This window comes from Komagataeibacter swingsii (genome assembly GCF_003207895.1).
Classification (GTDB): Bacteria; Pseudomonadota; Alphaproteobacteria; order Acetobacterales; family Acetobacteraceae; genus Komagataeibacter; species Komagataeibacter swingsii.
This window is the reverse complement of record NZ_NKUB01000021.1, coordinates 1-19,757: the sequence shown is the minus strand read 5'-3', so window position 1 is coordinate 19,757 and position 19,757 is coordinate 1. Positions and strand designations below refer to the sequence as shown.

Sequence of the window (19,757 nt, the reverse complement as noted above, 5' to 3'; positions counted from 1 at the left end):
TATGTAAGTTACATGGCGATGGAGTAAGGTCCTCCCGAGTGGCGTAAAACGGACCTGTCAGGAATTTCGTGTTTGGGCGTTTGATGTGAAAGAAGGAGCAGCTCTACCGGAAGTGTCCTCTTTGTAGTGTATGGACCATTTCTTTGATAGGCAGGTTTGACGTAGAAATCCGTCGCGCATCGCTACCTCTGATAATGGTAATTATCAGGAGTAGGATGTCGGCTTACGCCCTCATATTGGTCAGATCGGAGATCAAAAATGCTTTCGAAAAGCAGACATTGAAATATGTTTATGGAAGCAAGTTTATGTTGTGTCCGAATTTAAGGGCCATTCCACACACAAACACAGTTGAAAAAAGATCTACCAGATATAATATAATCTGGACTCCAGCATCCTCATCATCTGTTTTTTCCATAAAGCACTTGTAAATTATAAAAACGGGAATGGAATATAACGCATAAATTATAAAAAAACTATTTATATATAGAAAGAGATGATTTGATGTGAAATAATTTATATTCAATTATAGGAATTATTATAAAAATAACCTGTATAAATCTCCCAAAAGCAATAGTTTTTATTTTCTCTTTGTGGCTGGAATTTCCGAATATATGATTTAGTTTTAAATAATTTACAGCAACATTAATTATTTTTCTTATAATTTTATTCATTGAAACGATAGTTCCTTTTATAGACAGTTACGAAAAACCAGTATATCGGGTAGAAAACTTTTTAGATACAGGCGTCCATCTGCAAAGCATCGTCACGCTTGATGGATAGGCTGACTTGGACGCATTACCATCGCGAACCTCTATTGCACGAATGACTGCTTTCTAGTCATTTTTCTTGATACCAGACAAGAAAATCCCCCCCATGTCGTCCATTTGAATTAAGTTTGTCCCAAACAGATTATAGTCAGGTTGGGACAGAGCAAAGCTATGCGAGAATAAGGGCTATATGTCGGTTTTTGTCAGGAAGTCTGAATGGGACAGACTTCCAGCCATTTTTATTAAAGTTGTCAAAACGGATATTGTGAAGCGAGGTTTTTTTATGACGATGGGTCTGGCAGTGCCGGTTCTTCCCCGAAGGGACGATTGAGGATCGTGAGCACGTCTTCGGCGGCATAGATCCGGTTGCGGGCATGGCCGGTGCGTTCGGTCAGTATCCCGACCTGGCAGAGCTGGGCAAGGGCCGTCTGGGCGGCCGGGGGCGTGATGTCCAGCAGATGGCCAAGGCGGCTGGCCGTCAGGACGGGATAATCGGTCAGCAGGTCCAGCGCGCGCAGCGCGGCCGAGCCCTTACGGAAAGCCCGGCGCTGCCGCCATGTGGCCTTCAGGGCCTGGGTTGCCTGCCGGGTGACCTGCACTTCGGTGACGGTCCGGATGATGGCGTCTGACAGGAACCCGATCAGGGGCGGCCAGTCGAGCCGTTGCTGGGCCCGTTTGAGCGCCGCGTAATAGTCCTGTCTGTGGGCCTCGATATAGGGAGAAAGATACAGGGGGACCTGACCGTCAGCGGCCATCATCAGCGGCAGCAGCAGGCGGCCAACCCGGCCATTGCCGTCGTTGAACGGATGCACGGCCTCGAAATGGGCATGGGCGATGGCCAGCCGGGTGATGAGGGACTGGGTCATCTGCTGCATCCCGTCGGCCTGCATGTAGTTCAGGGAGGCCTCCAGACAGGCTGCCACCTGGTCAGGCGGGGGCGGGTTATAGGTCGAATAGGCGATATGCCCTGTCCCGCCGATCCAGACCACGTCCTGGCGCAGGGTGCCCGGTGTCCCGCGATAGGCCGGGTCGTGCTGCATGACCGCCTGATGGAGCGCCAGCACGGTGGGCAGACGGAATAAGGCCGGGCCTTCGCTACAGGCCTGTGGCAGGAACTGCTCCAAGGTTCGCGCATAGTCGCGGACCTGCCGTGTGGCATGGGAAGCGCCCTGGTCGTCCTCATCGACCACCAGAAGCTCATTGAGGGTGCTGTGGGTGCCTTCCAGGGCGGAACTGCTGAGGGCTTCCTGACGGCTCAGGACGCGGCTGATCAGGTACGGATCAGGCAGGGTGCGGGCGAGGGCGGCGATTTCACCCAGGGCGGACAGGGCCTGCCCATGGCGGGCGGCGGCATCGCCCAGCATAACGCCCGCTTCAGGCGGCGGCGGGGGCACGACCCCGTAATGCTGGGCATAGGGGGCGGGCAGCCGCTGCAGACATTCCCGGATCCCGCCGGCCAGATCCTCACGCTTCATCCTGCCCAACCTTTTCCTGACACCGGATTTCCCTAACATGATTAAGATTTATGTTAAAACCTTAATCATGTTAGCCAGAAGTAGGCCCTTGCGTAAGGTTCTGCCAGATTGTGCGGGTGGCTACAGGTGACGTGGATGAAAAATTCTCCCCGCCCCAAACCTGTCCGGTAATATGGATTATCGGACAGATTGTTAATGCCCGTTTTCCCGACGTCAGAGCGCAGTACTCCGACGCCTCAAAGCGGATGTAGCTACAAGGTGTATGAGGATTGGTTTCGGTCAAATCCAGAGCGGTTCACGGCGCCTTGTCCTTTTACTCGCCCTGTCAGGCTTCAGTCAGTCTGAAAGGCCGATCTCACGCCCTCAACAAAGCTTTCCCATTCTTCATCTGTGACTTGTCGGATGACTTCAGGTCCTGAGAATTCTTTCCGTAGGCCTTTGCCGACGATAAAGTTGTTGGACTGCAAGCTCCGAATGATGCGGTCGGCATCCTTGTCCGGCATGTCCAGCACGGCCTTGATTAGCCCGCGTGCCCTATGGTGACGTCGGAGATAGTCAGCCTCCTCCTGCATGTGCTCGTTCATTGTGAGTTTGATAACGTGCCCAAGATAGTCGACATGCGGCGCAAGATCCGGATAGCGCCAAGCTGGCCGAGTAGCTTCATCGCCAGTAAACACGAGGTTGGACTGAATGCCGTCCGGATAGGTTTTATTTTCCGACGCGAAAGACACATGCGGGCGTGCGACCCTCATCAGGGGGATTGAGACGCGCTCAAGGATCGCATCGTAGTGACGCCTGCTCGTCTTGTCGTCCATAATGGCAACGGACACCGGAATGATGACACCATCCGGGATAGCGTTATCCCGGCAGAGAATGTCATTGATGAGGTAGCGGTGTGTCCGACCGTTCCCGTCTGCCAAGGGGTGAATGTAGACGAAGCCGAAGGAGGCGACTGCAGCACGTAGGATGGGTGACTGCCCTTGGGTTTTTTCGAGGAAGACCGCTAGTCCATCAAGCATGTTCTTCAGGTCTTCCGGTGGTGGCGCCACATAATGCACGACCTCCCCACGTATCGTGTTCTCGCCTACAAAAACTGGTGATTTTCTGGGACCGAAACTGCTGATGAACGTCTTCGAGCCGATAATATCCTTCTGTAGTTCAATGAGCGCCGGACCGAGAAGCGGGATTGCACCCTTGCCGGTTCTGGTTGCCAGCACATGGCTGAAGAGGGAAATCTTGTCGGTCTGGTCAGCCTCGCCCTCGATAGCAAAGCTTGCCTTGCTCTCACGATTGGTGAGCCAGACTGCCGCCCGCGCGAGCATGTCATCGCCGAAATCCTCCTGCAGGCGGGTATATCTGGCGGCGATGTCGAAACCTGCGGCAAGTTCCAGCGGCCGGCTTTTTCTGATGGAGGGACAAAAATACCTTGTCCCTGGCATGTTATCCCGCACATGCCACTTTTTAATATTGATGGCTTGGTTCTGGTTTGCGGTAACAACCAGCTTGTCATTCAACGCGGAGACATAGTTGCCACCGACCGCCGTTTCGGTTTCTAGTTCTAGTCCCGTCAGAAACTCATAAAGGAAGGCGGCGCGGCGCGCGTATTGCCCCGTCGGTTCCCGCTCTATCCAGACTCGCACGAAGTCAGGACCTGACGCCTCGAATACCCGCGCCAGCAGTTCGAGGTTGGTTGGCTCATAACGCAGGTGGAACTGAAGATGTCCGGCCGGGGTCTCAACGGGTCGCATGCTTTCCGGATAAACTTCGTAGCTCTCAAAGCCATGATGGCGGCTCTCCCGGCGCGAACCGACCGTGCTAGTCACGGGAAAGCCGCAGCAGGGATCGATACCAAAGTTATCGCCGAGCCATCGCCCGCCAAGCAGCGTGGACCTTTCTACGTCCGTCATTAGAAACACGCCTCATTCGAAAAAACCGATTACGATTGCGCATATTCGATTAGAAATCAGCAATATTGCAAGAAAAGACTTACGCCGTAGGCGAACGGTTCTCCAGAAAAGCCGGGCTAAGGCAGGCTGACAAGATCCGACGCTAAACGGCGCCGAGATTGGCGAAAACAGCTGCTTTTCAACACAATTCGTCGGAAAGCGGACTGGCAGTTCCCCTAAAGTTGTCGGCTCTATTGGATTGAGAGTGATAACGTCTCAAGGGGTGGCAGACCCATGACCTGTTACACTATGGGTAATAGTGTAACAGGCCGGCCCTGAAACCGGCTGGCCCGTCCCGTGTCAGCGGCGGTTTTCCTGTTCTGGGCGGGGGACATGTGTTACACTTTTCGGGATCATATGCCCAAACGCGCCCCGAAGGCCCCTGTCCGGCCGCCTTGCCAGCTGTCGCTGTTCCCCGAAACGGCGGCGCTGGTGCGCGTGGATCCGGCCGCCAACTGCTGGCGCTTCTACCATCTGTCTCTACAGCCCGACCTGTTTGGCGGTACCGCCCTGGTGCGGCAGTGGGGGCGGATCGGGACGGCTGGCCGGCAGGTCTGCGAACTGCATCATGATGCCGGGCAGGCGCTCGACGCCCTCGCCCGCCAGCTTCGGGGCAAGCGCCGGCGGGGCTATCGCGACAGGGCAGCCGGATGAGCGGCACCCAAAAACAGGGACAGCGGGTGACCCCGGCAGCCACCCCCGGCGGGATGCAGCTGTTCGACCGCGACGGGAGCCGCAAATACCTCACGGTCGCCGAGCGGGCGCGCTTCCTGCGCGCGGCCGAGCAGGCGCCGCGCGAGGCCCGCACGCTGTGCATGACCCTGGCCTGGTCGGGCTGCCGCCTGTCCGAGGCCCTCGCCCTGACGGCGGACCGGGTGGATCTCGCCGGCGGCGTGCTGGTGTTCGCCACGCTCAAGAAGCGCCAGGACGGGATCTATCGCGCCGTGCCGGTGCCCCCCTCCCTGCTCGAGGCCCTGGATCTGGTGCATGGCATCCGCGAGGCCCAGCGCCGGCGGGGCCGTGGAGCGGCCGCCCGGCTGTGGCCCTGGTCCCGCATGACCGGCTGGCGGGCGGTGCATGCGGTCATGGACGCCGCCGGCCTGTCCGGCCCGGCCGCGTCCCCCAAGGGCCTGCGCCATGCCTTCGGCGTCGCCGCCGTCTCCAGCGGCATCCCCCTCAACATGGTGCAGAAATGGCTCGGTCACGCCCAGCTCTCCACCACCGCCATCTACGCCGATGCCGTCGGCGCCGAGGAGCAGGATATCGCACGGAAAATGTGGGGGTAATGCATTTTGTGAAGATGAAATCAGATTGCACAGATATATATAGGCGCTTATCATGATAAGCGTATAAGACCTTATATGGAGATATGATATGTCTACTGATATGACTCGTTGGACGGTTTCAGTCTCCCGCGAAACCGACATCACCGTACGTAGTTTCCTGGCGCAGCGCGGCATGAAGAAAGGCGACCTGTCTCGCTTTATCGAGGAGGCAGTGCGCTGGCGTGTATTCGACAGGACAATGGCGGAAGCCCGGAGTGGGTTCGCAGATATGGAGCCGGACGCGCTGGAGGATCTGATCGGTGAGGCCGTGACCGCTACGCGGGCAACGGACAGGGCCAGCTAAGGCGTGCGTCTAGTCATCGATACCAATCTTCTCATCAGTGCCCTGCTTTCTGAAAAATCCCTGCCAGCGCATCTGCTCGGGCTATGGCGGGCAGGACAATTCGATCTGCTGACTTCTACCGAGCAGCTAGATGAGTTGCGGCGCGTGACACGGTATCCCAAGATCCGTTCCCGTCTGCCGCCCACCCTCGCCGGCCGTCTGGTCAATGAAGTCCGGGATCTAGCTGTTCTTATTGTAGATCTTCCTGCCGTGGCAGCCTCTCCGGATCCGGATGACGATTATCTTTTGGCGATGGCATCCGCTGGGAAAGCCGATTTTTTGTTAACGGGCGACAAGCGCGATATTCTGGACCTGCGGGTCTATGATGGTGTGAAGATCATTACAGTAAGAGCATTTCTGGTCATGCAGGGGATCATGCCGTGAGAGTGGCAGATGGTTCTATCCCAGCAGAAGCTGGGGGCAATCGGTAGACTGACCTTTACCGGCGTACCGTGCTCAAGGGGGCAGATTAAGGGAACGGGCACGCGAGTGTAGCCCTGCGGGTTAAGGTGTATCTGCTGCCATCCCTTATGAATTAGTTACTCGATATAGTTGAGCGGGTGTGCTCTTTGATTAGTCCGGTCCGGCTTCATGGCTTGCGGATCGGGAGCCGTGACGTCTCCCTTGATGAAGCCGAGTGCATTAGGATGCGATATAAATTCTAAGCGAATACGCAACTAAGCGACTATGCGATTAAAGTTGTTTGCTACTAAACGAATAAGCTATATAAAAAGCATAGTCGCTTAGTAGGAGACATCATGCAGACTTGGGCCGTGATTGCGCAGAAAGGCGGGCAGTCGAAAACGACGATTGCAACGGCTTTTGCTGTCGAAGCCGCCAGTGAAGGCGCGGCGGTTGTGATCCTTGATGCTGATGATCGGCAAGGCTCAGCTCTCTATTGGTCTGAGAGACGAGAGGCTGATGACGTAATGGTGAAAGATAGCAGTGTGGCAGGATTGCCCCTGCATGTTTCGCGAGGACGTAAGAGTGGAAAACTGGATCTCATCATCATTGATACGCCTGCAAACTCAAAAGACATTGCTATGTTGGCGGCAGAACAAGCTGACTTTGTAGTGATCCCAGTCGCTCCGCGTGGGTTGGATGTTCATTCTGTGCTGCAAACCATTAAGCAGGTTCAGCAAGCAGGAACACCTTTTGCTGTGATCCTCACCCAGGTTCCTTATCAAGGTTCAGAAGGGAAAGATGCTCGAGCGGGCTTCATCGCTAAAAGCGTCACCATGTTCGATACGGAACTTCATTTTCGTAAGGATTTCTATAGAGCAACACCGATCGGGAAAACCGCTGTCGAATTGGATCCAGATGGTAAGGCCGCAGCTGAACTACGCTCTGCTTATGCTGAAGCTAAGCGACTAAGCGGATATGCGAATAAACCATTAAGCGAGATGGTATGATGGTGAAACCCAAGAAAGCATCGGCATTAGCCGGAATTTTTGAGGAAGAAAGTGCCCCTGTATCCCCGACCGTTGTAGCGGAAAGTATGCCGAAAGAGGCTACTACCCGATCTCGTCTTGATGGGAATGCACCTTCGCCACGCAAGAAAAATAGTCATCCTGGCAAAAAACCAGTTTTGATCCATATCCCAGAGGATATGCACCGTACACTCCGCCAACTGAGTGTAGAGGAAGGTGGAGAACCTTTGACGGTCATTACCGAGCGTTTATTGCGCCAATATCTGGTGCAGCGAGGGCACACCAGGTTTGCACCATGAGTAAACGACGTGATCCGAACCCCGAGTTCGACTTTTTTATTCCGTTAATGAATGATCTTCCGTTGAAAGATCAGCGGGAAGTGATGGAGCGGCCATTTTTCTCACTTCAGAAACGTAAACGTCTTAAGCCAATTGAATATCGCAGCCCAAATGGCGAAGCATGGGTAAAAGTTGAAGCTATGCCAGCTTATGGCATGGCGACAATATGGGATGCCGACATTCTTGTGTGGGCGGCTTCCGTATTGAATCGGATGAAAGAGCAGGGGATCAATGATCTTCCGCGAACGCTTACAACAACAACCTATGATTTGTTGCGCGGCATTCGACGAGGAACAGGGGGACGTGCTTATCAGGAATTGCAAGCTGCTCTTTCGCGTCTAGAAACAACATCTATCCGTACATCATTACGGGCACCTAAGCGCCGTAATGAGGCTCAGTTTGGATGGCTGGATGGATGGACGCTGGAAGTGGATCCAGACACAGATCAGCCGCGTGGTATGACGATCACCCTATCAAACTGGGTTTATGAGGGCATTGTAAGTGAGCGATCCTTGCTGACAATGCATCAGGATTATTTCCTTTTATCTGGTGGATTAGAGCGGGCCCTCTATCGGATCGCACGTAAACATGCTGGTCAGCAGCGAGGTGGATGGATATGCCGTGTCGAGGTGCTGCATGAAAAAACAGGTAGCGATGCGCAGCCTAAAGAATTTAATCGTATGCTACGGAAGATCATCGAAGCAGACCAACTTCCTGACTACACCATGTCGTTGTCTCAGACTGTTGAAGGCACACCGGCAGTGATGTTTCAGTTGCGAGGTGTTGAGGCAGCGACTGAGCTGCATAGGAAGCTCGAAAAAGAAAGAGAGCGCTTAGAAGCAGATCGTCGGCGTGCTGAAGAGGTGGATGGGTTGATGGATCGTTTGTCACGAGGGCGGCCTCGTTAAACTATCGTGGTTTCACCCACCCAGTAAGTTCTCTCTGTAGTCAAAATGAGAGTTACTACGACTCGAAACAACCCAAGCTATAGGGAATGCTGCGTTTTCCTGTGGATAAGTATGGTCAACTGTCGTGGTTTCACCCACCAAAGTGTCGTGGTTTCACCCACCAAAGTGTCGTGGTTTCACCCACCCAAACACGTGGTTTCACCCACCGGCCATAACCATAACATTCTGTTATCAATAGTGTTTTTACAGGATTTTTAGCGCTTAACTCTTTTAACTATATATTTTAACAAAATTCTTAACAAAAAGCACCGCCTCTTGGGGGCTCTGCCCCCGCCGGCTCGCGGCCTACGGCCGCCCCGATCGCGCTTCGCGCGATCTCCCACCCGGCATCCCCCTGCTCGCCCTTCCAGGGCTGCGCTAAACGGACACGCCTTCGGCGTGAAAATATCATGTGACAATGCGATAAACGCATCGTCCCTCCACTGGCATCCTCCCCGCCTGCGTCGGCACCTTCGGCGCCCTACGGGGCTCCCGCTCTGCGCTCGCCCGACGCCTGTAACGCCAGAAAAACCGGGCAAGACCGCAATCTGCTCAAGACACAATAGAGTTCAGACGGTCATTCAGCGACTCACATGTTGCAGCATGCCAACCAGGCGCTACAGGATGACCGTACAGGCGTTACCGAACGTGGTGGCTAGTTGGGTAGGCCATAGAGGGAATTACGCTCTGTACGACCTCCCAGAGCGCTCTACGGGCATTGCAGGGAATTGACGGCCAGGTCACATCCTTTTACCTGCCTTCTTGAACAAGGATCAGGCCGTGTGTATGATGTGTAAATGAAAAGTGCCGATCTGATCCGGGAGCTGGAAAAAGCAGGCTGGAAGCTGGATCGCGTGCGCGGTTCACACAACGTCTTCAAACATCCGTCGCGACCAGGGATCGTGGTCGTCCCTCATCCCAAAAAGGATCTGGGCACCGGTCTGGTTGCCGCCATCCGCAAACAGGCGGGTCTCTAGGAGGATCATCATGCGCTATCCGGTTGTTATCGAACGGGGCAGCGAGACAACGGCGTTTGGTGTTGTCTTTCCTGACCTTCCCGGCTGCTTTTCGGCAGGCGACACGCTCGATGAAGCCATTTCCAATGCGGAAGAGGCCGCTGCGGCATGGATCGATGCCACGCTGGATGCCGGAGAGGCTGTGCCTTCTCCCAGCACGCTCGACGCCATCCAGAACAACCCGGATTATGAGGGCTGGACAGTGGGCTTTGTCACCATTGATCCGGCCGTCCTCGATGACCGGGTAGAACGGGCGAACATCTCCCTTCCCCGGCGCGTTCTGGAGCGGCTGGATGCGCTTGCCAGATCATCCCATGAGAGCCGTTCCGGCATGATCGCGGCCATGACCCTGCAGGCAAGACTTACGCCGGTGATCAGGAGCAAATGAACAACCAGAACAGGGGAGATCGGGCGATGTAGGTACGCCCGGAAATCACTCCGTGCGTCATGGAGGGGAAGCTCCCATGTCTCGCACCTATCATCACAGCCGCAGACACGGCCGGGACCATCGCTGGGCCAACCGGCCGGATCGCTGTGGCTATGGAGGCTCACGTGAAGCCTCTGAATCCCCCAACTGGTACAGCCATCTGCACAATATCCGTCCTGGCCGTCATCATGACAGGCATATTGCCCGCCTGGTCATCAAGGGCGACCTCGATCCTGTCGAAGCGGTCTTTCCGTATACCGGAACCCGGCGACCCCACGAATATTACTGGTAATCTTCAGCGCGGGAATGAGAAATCGTTCCCGCGTTCTGTCTCCGTCTGGTGTCTGCACATACTCGGTCATAGTCTGCCAGACGGCTTCGGAAGGTGAGATTTCCGTTGCCGTCCGATTTATATGAGCCTATAAAATATCATGTCAAAATTAAACGAGCCTAAGAAAAAAAGAGGAAGGCCGCCCGTTGAAAGCGAGCAGCTTCGCGCGCGCGCTGAAATGCCTTTGGTTAGGGCTGTTGATGCTTGGGCGAGGAGACATAATGTTACTCGTGCCGAAGCCGTTCGCCGACTGATTGGAAAAGGGCTATCGGCATTTGGAGTATCTGATAGTGAAATATAGTAGATGTGCATTTTTATTTGGAATATTTTTCGTTATTCCAGCCATTGCTCTTTCAGAAACGCCGGAAGAAAAGCAGACTCGATTAGATAAACTGACCGATTTGGTTCAAGCTCAAGATGAGATTTTATTGCGCCAATCTGGTCTTCGTGATGATGATGCCAAGTGGGGAGCTTGGGCGATATATCATCAGCCAAGCTCAAGATGCGCCACTGAAGCCCGCTCCATTGCTACGGATATGAAAACCGGAAATACACAGTTTATGCAAATAAGTATGCTGCGGATGGAGAAATATAATCTCTGCACGCCGGGTGCCTTAACTCAAGATGCCATCAACATCTCTCCGGTGAGCGAAAGAGAGCGTAGCACGATGGAGGATCAATGGGGAGTAACCAACGAAAAAGCTTTATATGGAACAGCACAAAAAACAGTTTCATGCCGGATTGGTGCGCCACCATACCCAGAAGAGATGTCGGAAGAGGGGCGTAGTGCGGTGGTCAAATTACAATGCCATGTGGTGAAGGGGGCAAATGACCTATGGCATGCAGAAAATTGCAGCGCCAATTCGGATCCGGGTGGCAGTGCGTTTGTCGATGCGTCTCTGGACTATATTTCAAAAAGAAGCTGCTCTAGCGCAACCCCGCCGTGGGGAGCTGATAAAAATGGAAATCTGCATATTACGTGGACGTTCTCGATGAATAACTAGCTTGCGCCACAATCTCCCCCTTGATCCTTTCGAAAGGATATGCAAGGATCACCACACAATCGAACAACTGCGTTCACGGGTCGCCTATGGCGGCCTTTTTTGTTTTTGGGGGTCGGCGAGCCGATGTGATGCATGGCGGGATTTTCAGGCCAGTTTGGACCTGCTCTTCCGTTTTCAGCTTGGTGCGGGATTTCGTCTCTTCCCTCAAACACCTAACCTGACCTGATAATTGAAAATGCGCAGTCAGTGACTGTAATGCTGTCATTGCCTGCTGGAGGTTCCTATGGCAGTCATGATCATTCGCAATCTCGATGACAGTCTCAACCTGCGGCTCCGTCTGCGCGCAGCACAGCATGAGCGTTCCATGGAGGAAGAGGTTCGCGATATCCTGTGCTCCGCTCTTTCCGCTGAAGTGCCTAAAGAGGTGGATGCCGGTCAGGCCATCCACCAACGCTTTGCCAGGCTGGGAGGGGTAGACCTGCCTGCGGTATCCCGTGAGGCCATCAGGGATGTGGATTTCGGAGTGTGATCGTTCTCGACACCAACATCTTCTCCGAACTGATGTGCTCCGGGCCTGACGGGGCGGTGCTGGCCTGTATGTCCCGTCAGTCCATGATGACCCTCTTCATCACGACCATGACCCAGGCCGATATCCTGTATGGGTTGGCGCTGCTGCCGGAAGGACGACGGTGGGATCTGCTTGAATTATAGGTTCATTGAACCTATAATTTAGCATGAGGCCACGGTGGACAGTCGAAGACCTGTCATTCGAAATGGACGATGACCAGAGCAGTGATCCGATCGCAACCCTGGTTATTCAGGCTCCTGGTGTCGTTCTGATGGTCATGGCTGAATTCAGTGTCGATCGATCCCAAGGATTCATGAAGCTGGCCAAGACTCACATCCACGGTGCAACAGCCAATGGGGTCGGGTTCGCCAATCTGAAAACGATCGCACAGGCCGTTCTGGAAGGAATGGATCTCGATGAAATCATCATTGAAGGCAGAATTCGCACGACTGGGGCCTGTCCGGGCCATATCCCGCGTCCGTTCCGGTTCACGCGCCAGATTCGCCCTGACCCTGACGCGTGAGGGATGGCCTGATCTCAATTCCATTGCCGTCACGATGGCGCTGTCCAGGCGTGGCCTGACGATGCTGGCCGCCAAGAAGACGGTGGAAGACCTCATCAGGCAATCCTCGGAACAGGCGGAAGGGCATGCAATCGTTCTGCTGCCCATGACTGACACGATCGAGGCGGTTATCTCCGACCTTGCAAAGGCCGGGATCAGGGCGATCCATGTCGATCACAAGGCCGATGTGGATGTGGCCCTGATTCGTCGGCGTCTGAAGCTCAGTCGCCGACAGTTCGCGCTCTGGTATGGTCTGGAAGAGGAAACCATCAAAGGATGGGAAAGCGGGGAACGTACGCCAGATACCGCTGCAAAAAGTTATCTGCGGGCCATTTCCAATCGGCCGGAAGCCGTGCGTGAAGCCTACGCCCATACGGAGTAAATTTCGACAGGTCCGGCTTGTTCTGGATCCTCAGGTCCCCTTTCTCCCGATACCGCCGGGGCGTCGGTCATAGGAAGCGGCGGGGAAGATACATGATGAATAAAGTGGATTATCAGGCTGCTCGTGAAGCAGGTGCGCTCCATAGAGCGACTGTTCCCCATGTGGTGTCTGCAAGGTTTATCCGTGCACGCCGCGCCATTCACGTCACGCTCTCGAATGGCGTTGAGATGAGTGTGCCAGTGGACTTGTTGCAGGGTTTGCAGGGCGCTTCCCTGAATGATCTGGCCAAGATCGAGATGACCCCGCTTGGTAACGGCCTTCACTGGCCCCGCCTTGATGCCGATGTTCTGGTCGAAGGCCTGATCCACGATATCTACGGTTCCCGAAGCTGGATGGCAGCACAAATGGGATGTGCAGGGGGATCGTCCGCCAGTAATGCCAAGGCGGCGGCCGAAAAAGGTAGCGATAAGACACGGTAACGACCCATGAGCGCGAAGCATATGAAAACGGGCTCTGCTCAAGGCATTATGGGGTGTGGACGCCAGCATGCTCTCCCGGTTGAGTATGACTGAGCGGGACGTGCGCATTGGCGGCTTGGCGTGCAGATCGTGCGGTGCCCTCAAACAATGAGTTCCTGCTCAACCAGAAACATTAAACCTGAGCGCTCATTGTGTTACATGTAACGGAGAGGATGCACTATGACCCCTGTTGCCATTCGCGTAAAGAAGCGTCGAGACACGCTCCGCAAGGCTGGACTGCGCCCTGTCCAAATCTGGGTTCCCGATACACGGGCAAAGGGGTTTGACGAGGAATGCCGCCGGCAGGCCATGCTGGTAGCCCTGGCTGACACGCATGAGCCAGATATTGCCTCTTTCCTCGATGCCGCTGCCGCCGATCTGGATGGCTGGGAGGCATGAAGCGAGGCGACTTTGTAACCGTTGCCCTGCAGGACGATCTCGGCAAACCCCAGCCTGCATTGGTGGTGCAGGCTGATCGGTTCGACATGACAGCTGTCGTGATCCTCCTGCCCCTCTCCAGCGCCCTTGTGGACGCTCCCCTGCTTCGCCTGACAATCCGGCCTGATGAGCACAATGGACTACGTAAGCTATCACAGGTCATGATCGACAAGCCGACCACCATCAACCGCGAGAAGGTTGGCCCGGCTTTCGGGATCGCCAGCGATACCCTCATGCTGTCTGTCAGTCGGGCGCTCGCCCTTTTCCTCGGACTGGCGTAGGCCCATCCTTCCCCAGGGGCATTTGCAGGTTATGTTGTGGCGTCAATTGCTGCCTGAACCTTTGCCAGATCGGCTTTCAGGATCACAAGCACCTGATCGGCCGGGACAGCGGGTTTCGTGCTGGCCCGGGCCTGGCGAATTGCAACCCTTTTGGCAGCCAGTTCATTGGAAAGATCAGTCATGATCATGTCTCCATTGCCAGATATTGCTTCGACAGCAACCGCTGTCGCAGCAATAGACCTTCAGCGAGAGCTATGTCCCACATCATATGGTTTCTGCTGAACAGGGATGAGGTCGTGTGCTGGAAGCTGGATTGCGTGCACGGTTCATATAGCGTCTTCAAACATCCGTCGCGACCAGGAATCGTGGTTGTTCCTCTTCCCAGAAGGGATCTGGGCACTGGGTTGGTCGCCGCCATCCGCAAGCAGGCGGGCATGATGATACGACCATCGTTGATGAGATCGACAAAAGCTGTTTTCTTGCTCATTCAGCTTAACCTAACTAAGTTGATTTGGCTAAGCCAAAGGGGTGCCCCATGCGAACCGTTAATATCCATGAAGCCAAGACGCACCTGTCCCGGCTGATCGACGCTGCAATGAAAGGCGAGAGCTTTATCATCGCCAAGGCCGGTAAACCGGTTGTACGGGTGAGCCCTATCTCCGCTCCGGAACAACAGCACAAGCAACGCCTGGGCTTCCTTGCAGGCAAGATGCAGGTGCCGGACGATTTCGATCACATGGGACAGGACGAGATCGGTTCGTTGTTCGATGGGCAGGCATGAGGCTTCTGCTCGATACCCATCTGCTCCTCTGGGCGGCTGGAGAACCTGAGAAACTCTCCACTGACGCCAGGGCTCTCATGGAAAATCCGGAGAACATGCTGGTGTTCAGTGCCGCCAGTCTGTGGGAAGTCACCATCAAGGCCGGGCTCGGCCGGGCAGACTTCCAGGTGGATCCGCACCTGTTGCGGCGCGGCCTCATCGAGAACGATTACGAGGAACTGCCTGTTACCAGCCAGCATGCCGTGGCGGTCGGACAACTTCCCGATGTCCATCGCGATCCCTTCGACCGTATCCTGATCGCCCAGGCCACGGTGGAGGGCCTGCTCCTCCTGACCCATGATCCATTCGTGCAGGCTTATTCAGGTCCCATCAGGACCGTCTGAGCGTTGAAACCGGATGATCGCGGGTGGCACGCATCGTTGTTGGCTTATCCGGGTTTTTTCCAGGCTTTTACGACACGCCCCAGCAGGGAGGTATTGCGGACTGGTGAGAAGCCCAGTTCTTCTTCCATGGCCAGCAGGTCCAGCTTGACCGTATCCGCGATACGGCCCTTGAAGACGAATTCCGGCACGGATTTTTCGAATGCCACAGCCTGGCGAATGTCACCGCCAAAACGCACCCGCATGAAACGTTTGTCCCGTGACAGGATGATGTTTTCAGGGTGGCTTCCGATCATCTCGACAAGGATGCGCTGGAACTGGATGGCCCGCATTGCCTGATAGGTCCGGTACGAGAGCGGACAGGCCCAGTCGGGGCGGGGAGAGACGTGCTGCTTCAGCAGGGAAAGCAGGATGCGTGAGGAGATGGCGAAGGCATCCGGAATGGTCTTGCCCGCACCCTGATCCATCTCGATCCGCATGGCGCGGATCTGGGGGAGCATGAGGGTCAGATACTGGCGATAAAGGGCGGTGCCGATCTCCTTTTGCAGGCGGCGGGGGCTTTCTGTCTGGAGCGCACGACTGTCGGGTAGGGAGGCATCGATATGGCAGGTCACCATCCGCTTGGTAAGATCGGCGGAAATGCTGGTGACATCCTTGTTGGTGGTCAGGACAATCGGGGCATAGCGTTCGGCCATGTCATGATCGGTACGGACCATGTCCGGCACGTATTTGCCCATCCGGTCAGGAGTGACATCGTCGATCAGCAATGGAATGGCTCCCAGCCCGAAGCGCAGGGCCAGCGCACGTTGTGCGGTAAAGTCCGATGAGCGGATGCTCTTGACGATCCCGAACATGGATTGTGCGATGATTCGCGTGAACAGGGTCTTGCCCCCGCTGGAGCGGCCATACAGCACGGCATAGGGAGGATAGAGCCACGGGTCGATATGGTTGATGACGGCTCCCTGCCGCAGGAAAGCGGCAAAAGGCGCCATATAGAGCCAGACCAGAAAAGCCCAGTAGGACGCCATGGCACTCTGGCTGTTGCCATAAAACGCCGCGAAACTGCTGATATAGGCGACCAGCATGCACGCATCCCGCGCGACCTGCGCGGCTGGTATGGTCTCCTTTTCCGACAGCCATAACCGGTCATTCAGATGGACTTCGCCCGTCCGGACCGACAGGGTCGCGTGTGGGATGTCATCTGCCGGACGATCCGGTGCGGGCAGGTTGTTGCGGGCCTGCAGGAAGGTCGAGACCGTTCTGGGTGTGACAAGGGCCATGCCCTTGCGGTTCATGGGCAAGGGCACGGTTTCCAGTTCCTGCCGCAGGCGCTGTGCCATGCGCAGGGCTGTGGCGGAAAAGCCGTCCGGCATGGGGATGCCGCCCTGTTCGACATGCGCAAGCCCGGCCCGGATGGCCCGGACGATGGGCACGTCCTCGTAGGGGATCGAGTCCGTCCGGATAGCCGCCTGCCCTGCTTTCGCAGTCGGAGAAACGCCGATCAGGATTTCGTCTTCAACCGGCACGCTCTGTCTGTAATCGCGTTGGTAATAGTCTTCGAACACGTGCCATGCGGTTGGATCATCAAAGGTGATGATCACTTCGTGCTGGCGGGCATGGAAGGCGGACAGGCTGAGATTGGCGGACCCCGTAACTACCCGGTGGCCATCAGGGCCGGACAGAAGGTAGAGCTTTTCATGACTGGGGCGGCCGGTCATCAGCCGGAAGCGCAGCGTGCCATCATGCAGGCGCGGCAGGAAGAGGCTGCTGCGTGACCCGAGAAGCTGGCGCAAGCCTTCCACAAGGGATTTCTGGTCAGCCAGGCAGTCCCGGAACCCATAGGCTTCAAAAACCTGGCTGGCCTGGACAAGGGCCAGGTGGGTTTTGGTCAGGATATGCTCGGCGCCGAAGATGATTTCCATGTCTTCGAACTGTTCGGCAAGGTCGAGCAGGAATTCCAGAGAACTGGAAAAGGTAATGGCCCGAAGCGTGGAAAAACCTGCGAACACGTCCTGCCAGTTCTGCTGAGCATGTGCGTCCAGTCGGGCCTGAAAGACAGTCAGGGGCGCAGGCTGTCGTGAGGGCAGGTCTGAAAGCAGATCCGTCATGCGGGGCTCCGGCAGGCATGAAGGGGATGAGACCACCTACGATTGCGCGACTGAGGACCAGCGTGGGATCACGATAGGGAGAAATGTCATTTTTTCGGCGTCAGGTGATGCTTGTTGCCACACGGCGGTTGAGGGCGGTGGATACGTGAAGCATATGCCCATACAGAGTAGATTTCGATAGAACGGGAAAGAATAGAATTCGCATGAAAGGAAGCCATGCACAGGCTTCCTTTCATGCCGATCAGGTGACGCTATGTCTGAGGCCATGAAAAATCGGCATGGGCACCCATGGCCTGGAAAAACCATGCCGGGTCACGGTCCGGCATGCTCTCCTGCTGTTTCCTGAAAGCCGTCTTGTTCGTTCGAATGAAAAAATCATTGAGGTCTGCATCGATCAGTCCCTCATCCTGGAAAGCATGACAGATCTCCCGGGCATAAAGAACCGGGCAGACCACTAGAATATCGTCGTCATGTGTCACGGTCCGAAAGAGCGCCTGGAAGTCCCCGTTGCGGAACATGGTCAGTGTGACCTGTTGCTGGTGTCTGGTCAGGCGTGACAGGGACAGAAGATCGCTGATCGCGACCCAGGGTAGATCAGGTCGCCCGGACGGTGGCGCGAAGAAGCGCAGGGGCAGGTTCCTGAAGTCGGCCGCATGCAGGAAAGCAGGAGCGGGTTGAAGCATGGAATCTTTCTCACGATCATGCCGGCCAGAAGCAGCCGGATCGCGAAAGGCTGGATGACCGTCATGCGACCAGGCATAAAAAAACATCTCCATTCGAATTGTCTTCAGCAGCGGGATCCAAGCGGGTGGGGGCTTCCCAAGGAGCACTTATTAATGGCCCCTTTTTCATGCTGCCCGCACCAACGGTGCAATGGTGTATGAAGAACCACTACTTATGGGTAGGCGCGATGTCGGCCTTGGGTATGTCGATGGGTCGTCACATGGGTAGCCGTAGGGTCGTGAAACGGTCGTTCCATCAATGCATCAGGGATAGTCGTGACCATTGCACTCTGCGCCACCTTCCTGCGGTGTGCGAGAGCGTTACCCTTATTGCCCGGGTTGTGGCAGGGGGAGCGGGTTATCCGTGCCAAGGCTACTGGCCCATGCCTTCATGGCTTTCGCACTGATCCCCAATCCGGCCTCGACCTGGGCGAGGGACCGGCGTGTGGCTTCGTCCTTCCAGGCTTCCCAGTCATCGCGATCGGTATGATCCGTCTTCATGTCCCGTTTCTCCTTGTTTGGACCTTCAGGCCAGTTTTGGCCTGCGTCCGCGTTTCTTCTCTGGCAGGCGTGTGACCGGAGCTTCAGCTTCCGGTAAGTGCGAAGGTTCCGGTGTCGCCTTGATGGTCCGCCCCAGTCCGATTTCCTGTGCCAGGGCAGAGCGTCGGGCCGCATAGTCAGGAGCCACCATCGGGTAGCTTTCAGGCAGGCCCCATTTTTCGCGATACTGCTGCGGCGTCATGCCATAGGCGGACTGGAGATGACGCTTGAGCATCTTCAGCTTCTTCCCGTCCTCCAGACAGACAATGTAATCCGGAAAGACCGATTTCTTCACAGGTACGGCTGGCACCAGATCCGGTGTTCCGGTCGTCGCCTGTCCCAGACTTCCGAGGGCCTGAAACACCGTGGCGATGAGGCCGGGCAGGGTATCCGCCGGAACCGTGTGACTGCTGACATAGGCTGTGACAATCCGGGTCGTAAGCTCGCGCACTGTGTCAGCTCCGGATGATCGTGTCTCGTGGTCGGTCATGGTCACGTCTGCCTGTGTTGTCCTGTCCTGTCCTGTTTCCGGTGCCTGTCGAAGGCATGAAGCCCCGCATGTCTCCAGCGTGCTGTCAGGTCAACCGAAGCGGTATCATCGCCGCCCTGAAGCCGCCCTGCAATATCCAGGAAGGCTTCGAACAGGGTTGCGCGGTCGTCATCGGTCAGCCAGCGGATGTCGCGTAAGATACGGTTTCCAATCTGTCCGGCCTGCACAACTCAGTTCAGGGCCCAGCAGCGCGATGTCGGGACGTTCTGATCCGTGCCTGGCACAGGCGCTGTCAGAACACAGATTACGGTCTGCCTTTGCCAGACCAGCGTGAAGAGGGCTCCTGAGCCGCCATAATCCGCTGTGGTCGTGATCCGATAGCCTTTGGTCAACAGGCTCGCCAGAGAATCCGGCACCGGCTTCAGTGCTGTCGGAACAGACAAGGCCGCATAGGGAGATTTAACGTCCGACTGAGGCAGCCAGTCTCCTCTGCCCTGGGCAAAGCCTGAAGCAGGCCGGAAGAGGATCGGCAGGACAACAACAAGGAGCAAAAACAGTTTTTGCATCATGATTTTTCCTGTGCGGGTCCTTTTTCAAAAGCGCGCAGGAAAGCGTCGATATCGTCGCTCATCAGGAGG

The 19,757-nt window shown here is 55.8% G+C and carries 29 protein-coding genes and 1 pseudogene; 21 read left to right on the top strand and 9 right to left on the bottom strand.

All coding sequences use genetic code 11. The features are described from left to right. Positions 1 to 1,048: 1,048 nt before the first annotated feature. On the bottom strand, positions 1,049 to 2,242 hold the full coding sequence (locus CFR76_RS13275) for a Fic family protein (RefSeq protein WP_110557460.1): 1,194 nt from the start codon (positions 2,240 to 2,242) through the stop codon (positions 1,049 to 1,051). Between the two features lie 332 nt (positions 2,243 to 2,574). Then, complete coding sequence (locus CFR76_RS13270; RefSeq protein ID WP_019087542.1) at positions 2,575 to 4,149, bottom strand: Fic family protein; 1,575 nt, start codon at positions 4,147 to 4,149, stop codon at positions 2,575 to 2,577. 396 nt (positions 4,150 to 4,545) lie between these two features. Between CFR76_RS13270 and CFR76_RS13265 the strand changes: the two genes are divergently transcribed. The 18 genes from CFR76_RS13265 to CFR76_RS13180 all read left to right on the top strand — a co-directional run bounded on the left by CFR76_RS13265 (position 4,546) and on the right by CFR76_RS13180 (position 14,098). Beyond that, on the top strand, positions 4,546 to 4,842 hold the full coding sequence (locus CFR76_RS13265; RefSeq protein ID WP_110557459.1) for a WGR domain-containing protein: 297 nt from the start codon (positions 4,546 to 4,548) through the stop codon (positions 4,840 to 4,842). Continuing rightward, complete coding sequence (locus CFR76_RS13260) at positions 4,839 to 5,474, top strand: tyrosine-type recombinase/integrase (protein ID WP_110557458.1); 636 nt, start codon at positions 4,839 to 4,841, stop codon at positions 5,472 to 5,474. The genes CFR76_RS13265 and CFR76_RS13260 overlap by 4 nt, the downstream gene beginning before the upstream one ends. A gap of 88 nt (positions 5,475 to 5,562) precedes the next feature. Then, positions 5,563 to 5,817 (top strand): ribbon-helix-helix domain-containing protein, encoded by a 255-nt coding sequence (locus CFR76_RS13255; RefSeq protein ID WP_019092318.1) that lies wholly within the window; start codon positions 5,563 to 5,565, stop codon positions 5,815 to 5,817. 3 nt (positions 5,818 to 5,820) lie between these two features. Continuing rightward, positions 5,821 to 6,240, top strand: a complete 420-nt coding sequence (locus tag CFR76_RS13250; RefSeq protein WP_110557457.1) for a putative toxin-antitoxin system toxin component, PIN family — start codon at positions 5,821 to 5,823, stop codon at positions 6,238 to 6,240. A gap of 374 nt (positions 6,241 to 6,614) precedes the next feature. Further along, a complete protein-coding gene (locus CFR76_RS13245) occupies positions 6,615 to 7,268 on the top strand; it encodes a ParA family protein (RefSeq protein ID WP_019092320.1) in 654 nt (217 codons plus the stop codon). Beyond that, complete coding sequence (locus CFR76_RS13240) at positions 7,265 to 7,585, top strand: hypothetical protein (RefSeq protein ID WP_202898835.1); 321 nt, start codon at positions 7,265 to 7,267, stop codon at positions 7,583 to 7,585. Before CFR76_RS13245 ends, CFR76_RS13240 begins: the two co-directional genes overlap by 4 nt. Next, entirely contained in the window at positions 7,582 to 8,532 is a 951-nt protein-coding gene (locus CFR76_RS13235) for a replication initiator protein A (RefSeq protein ID WP_081500447.1), read from the top strand. Before CFR76_RS13240 ends, CFR76_RS13235 begins: the two co-directional genes overlap by 4 nt. Before the next feature lie 836 nt (positions 8,533 to 9,368). Beyond that, positions 9,369 to 9,548 carry a type II toxin-antitoxin system HicA family toxin gene (locus CFR76_RS13230; RefSeq protein WP_019087453.1) on the top strand — a complete coding sequence of 60 codons (180 nt, stop codon included), beginning with the start codon at positions 9,369 to 9,371 and terminating at the stop codon, positions 9,546 to 9,548. 10 nt (positions 9,549 to 9,558) lie between these two features. Continuing rightward, positions 9,559 to 9,975, top strand: coding sequence for a type II toxin-antitoxin system HicB family antitoxin (locus CFR76_RS13225; protein ID WP_019087452.1), 417 nt, complete (start codon positions 9,559 to 9,561; stop codon positions 9,973 to 9,975). A gap of 76 nt (positions 9,976 to 10,051) precedes the next feature. Next, positions 10,052 to 10,306, top strand: coding sequence for a hypothetical protein (locus CFR76_RS18770; protein ID WP_081500462.1), 255 nt, complete (start codon positions 10,052 to 10,054; stop codon positions 10,304 to 10,306). A gap of 329 nt (positions 10,307 to 10,635) precedes the next feature. Next, positions 10,636 to 11,349, top strand: a complete 714-nt coding sequence (locus CFR76_RS17795) for a hypothetical protein (protein WP_146222685.1) — start codon at positions 10,636 to 10,638, stop codon at positions 11,347 to 11,349. A 283-nt stretch (positions 11,350 to 11,632) separates the two neighbouring features. Next, positions 11,633 to 11,878: a FitA-like ribbon-helix-helix domain-containing protein gene (locus tag CFR76_RS13210; RefSeq protein ID WP_026019917.1), complete on the top strand. Its 246-nt coding sequence runs from the start codon at positions 11,633 to 11,635 to the stop codon at positions 11,876 to 11,878. Beyond that, positions 11,875 to 12,060 (top strand): PIN domain-containing protein, encoded by a 186-nt coding sequence (locus tag CFR76_RS13205; RefSeq protein ID WP_110557456.1) that lies wholly within the window; start codon positions 11,875 to 11,877, stop codon positions 12,058 to 12,060. Before CFR76_RS13210 ends, CFR76_RS13205 begins: the two co-directional genes overlap by 4 nt. Before the next feature lie 62 nt (positions 12,061 to 12,122). After that, positions 12,123 to 12,440: a hypothetical protein gene (locus CFR76_RS18145; RefSeq protein ID WP_167402144.1), complete on the top strand. Its 318-nt coding sequence runs from the start codon at positions 12,123 to 12,125 to the stop codon at positions 12,438 to 12,440. A gap of 61 nt (positions 12,441 to 12,501) precedes the next feature. Beyond that, entirely contained in the window at positions 12,502 to 12,861 is a 360-nt protein-coding gene (locus CFR76_RS13195) for a helix-turn-helix domain-containing protein (RefSeq protein WP_239019504.1), read from the top strand. Positions 12,862 to 12,953: 92 nt separating this feature from the next. Continuing rightward, a complete protein-coding gene (locus tag CFR76_RS13190) occupies positions 12,954 to 13,340 on the top strand; it encodes a DUF2442 domain-containing protein (protein WP_110557455.1) in 387 nt (128 codons plus the stop codon). Between the two features lie 219 nt (positions 13,341 to 13,559). Then, positions 13,560 to 13,778, top strand: a complete 219-nt coding sequence (locus CFR76_RS13185) for an antitoxin MazE family protein (RefSeq protein ID WP_010518053.1) — start codon at positions 13,560 to 13,562, stop codon at positions 13,776 to 13,778. Further along, positions 13,775 to 14,098 (top strand): type II toxin-antitoxin system PemK/MazF family toxin, encoded by a 324-nt coding sequence (locus tag CFR76_RS13180; RefSeq protein ID WP_110557454.1) that lies wholly within the window; start codon positions 13,775 to 13,777, stop codon positions 14,096 to 14,098. Before CFR76_RS13185 ends, CFR76_RS13180 begins: the two co-directional genes overlap by 4 nt. Before the next feature lie 29 nt (positions 14,099 to 14,127). Here the strand turns inward: CFR76_RS13180 and CFR76_RS18140 are convergent, their stop codons facing one another. Beyond that, positions 14,128 to 14,280 (bottom strand): hypothetical protein, encoded by a 153-nt coding sequence (locus CFR76_RS18140; protein ID WP_165165566.1) that lies wholly within the window; start codon positions 14,278 to 14,280, stop codon positions 14,128 to 14,130. A 72-nt stretch (positions 14,281 to 14,352) separates the two neighbouring features. Here CFR76_RS18140 and CFR76_RS13175 point away from each other — a divergent pair, with 72 nt between their 5' ends. The 3 genes from CFR76_RS13175 to CFR76_RS13165 are packed head-to-tail and all read left to right on the top strand — an operon-like array spanning position 14,353 to position 15,262. Beyond that, positions 14,353 to 14,682 (top strand): type II toxin-antitoxin system HicA family toxin, encoded by a 330-nt coding sequence (locus tag CFR76_RS13175; protein ID WP_110557453.1) that lies wholly within the window; start codon positions 14,353 to 14,355, stop codon positions 14,680 to 14,682. Beyond that, positions 14,634 to 14,879: a type II toxin-antitoxin system Phd/YefM family antitoxin gene (locus tag CFR76_RS13170; protein WP_110557452.1), complete on the top strand. Its 246-nt coding sequence runs from the start codon at positions 14,634 to 14,636 to the stop codon at positions 14,877 to 14,879. The genes CFR76_RS13175 and CFR76_RS13170 overlap by 49 nt, the downstream gene beginning before the upstream one ends. Then, complete coding sequence (locus CFR76_RS13165; protein ID WP_110557451.1) at positions 14,876 to 15,262, top strand: type II toxin-antitoxin system VapC family toxin; 387 nt, start codon at positions 14,876 to 14,878, stop codon at positions 15,260 to 15,262. The genes CFR76_RS13170 and CFR76_RS13165 overlap by 4 nt, the downstream gene beginning before the upstream one ends. 44 nt (positions 15,263 to 15,306) lie before the next feature. Here CFR76_RS13165 and CFR76_RS13160 read toward each other — a convergent pair whose 3' ends face one another. The 6 genes and pseudogenes from CFR76_RS13160 to CFR76_RS13140 form a co-directional block, all read right to left on the bottom strand. Further along, entirely contained in the window at positions 15,307 to 17,367 is a 2,061-nt protein-coding gene (locus tag CFR76_RS13160; RefSeq protein ID WP_110557450.1) for a phospholipase D family protein, read from the bottom strand. Positions 17,368 to 17,618: 251 nt separating this feature from the next. Beyond that, complete coding sequence (locus CFR76_RS13155; protein WP_010511274.1) at positions 17,619 to 18,143, bottom strand: hypothetical protein; 525 nt, start codon at positions 18,141 to 18,143, stop codon at positions 17,619 to 17,621. Between the two features lie 273 nt (positions 18,144 to 18,416). Further along, entirely contained in the window at positions 18,417 to 18,590 is a 174-nt protein-coding gene (locus CFR76_RS18135; RefSeq protein WP_162853814.1) for a hypothetical protein, read from the bottom strand. A gap of 25 nt (positions 18,591 to 18,615) precedes the next feature. Then, entirely contained in the window at positions 18,616 to 19,119 is a 504-nt protein-coding gene (locus CFR76_RS13150; protein ID WP_110557449.1) for a MucR family transcriptional regulator, read from the bottom strand. A 2-nt stretch (positions 19,120 to 19,121) separates the two neighbouring features. Beyond that, positions 19,122 to 19,298 (bottom strand): annotated as a pseudogene (gene traD / locus CFR76_RS13145) (conjugal transfer protein TraD); the annotation flags it as partial. Between the two features lie 51 nt (positions 19,299 to 19,349). Continuing rightward, positions 19,350 to 19,688 carry a hypothetical protein gene (locus tag CFR76_RS13140; RefSeq protein WP_244191945.1) on the bottom strand — a complete coding sequence of 113 codons (339 nt, stop codon included), beginning with the start codon at positions 19,686 to 19,688 and terminating at the stop codon, positions 19,350 to 19,352. Positions 19,689 to 19,757 lie beyond the last annotated feature (69 nt).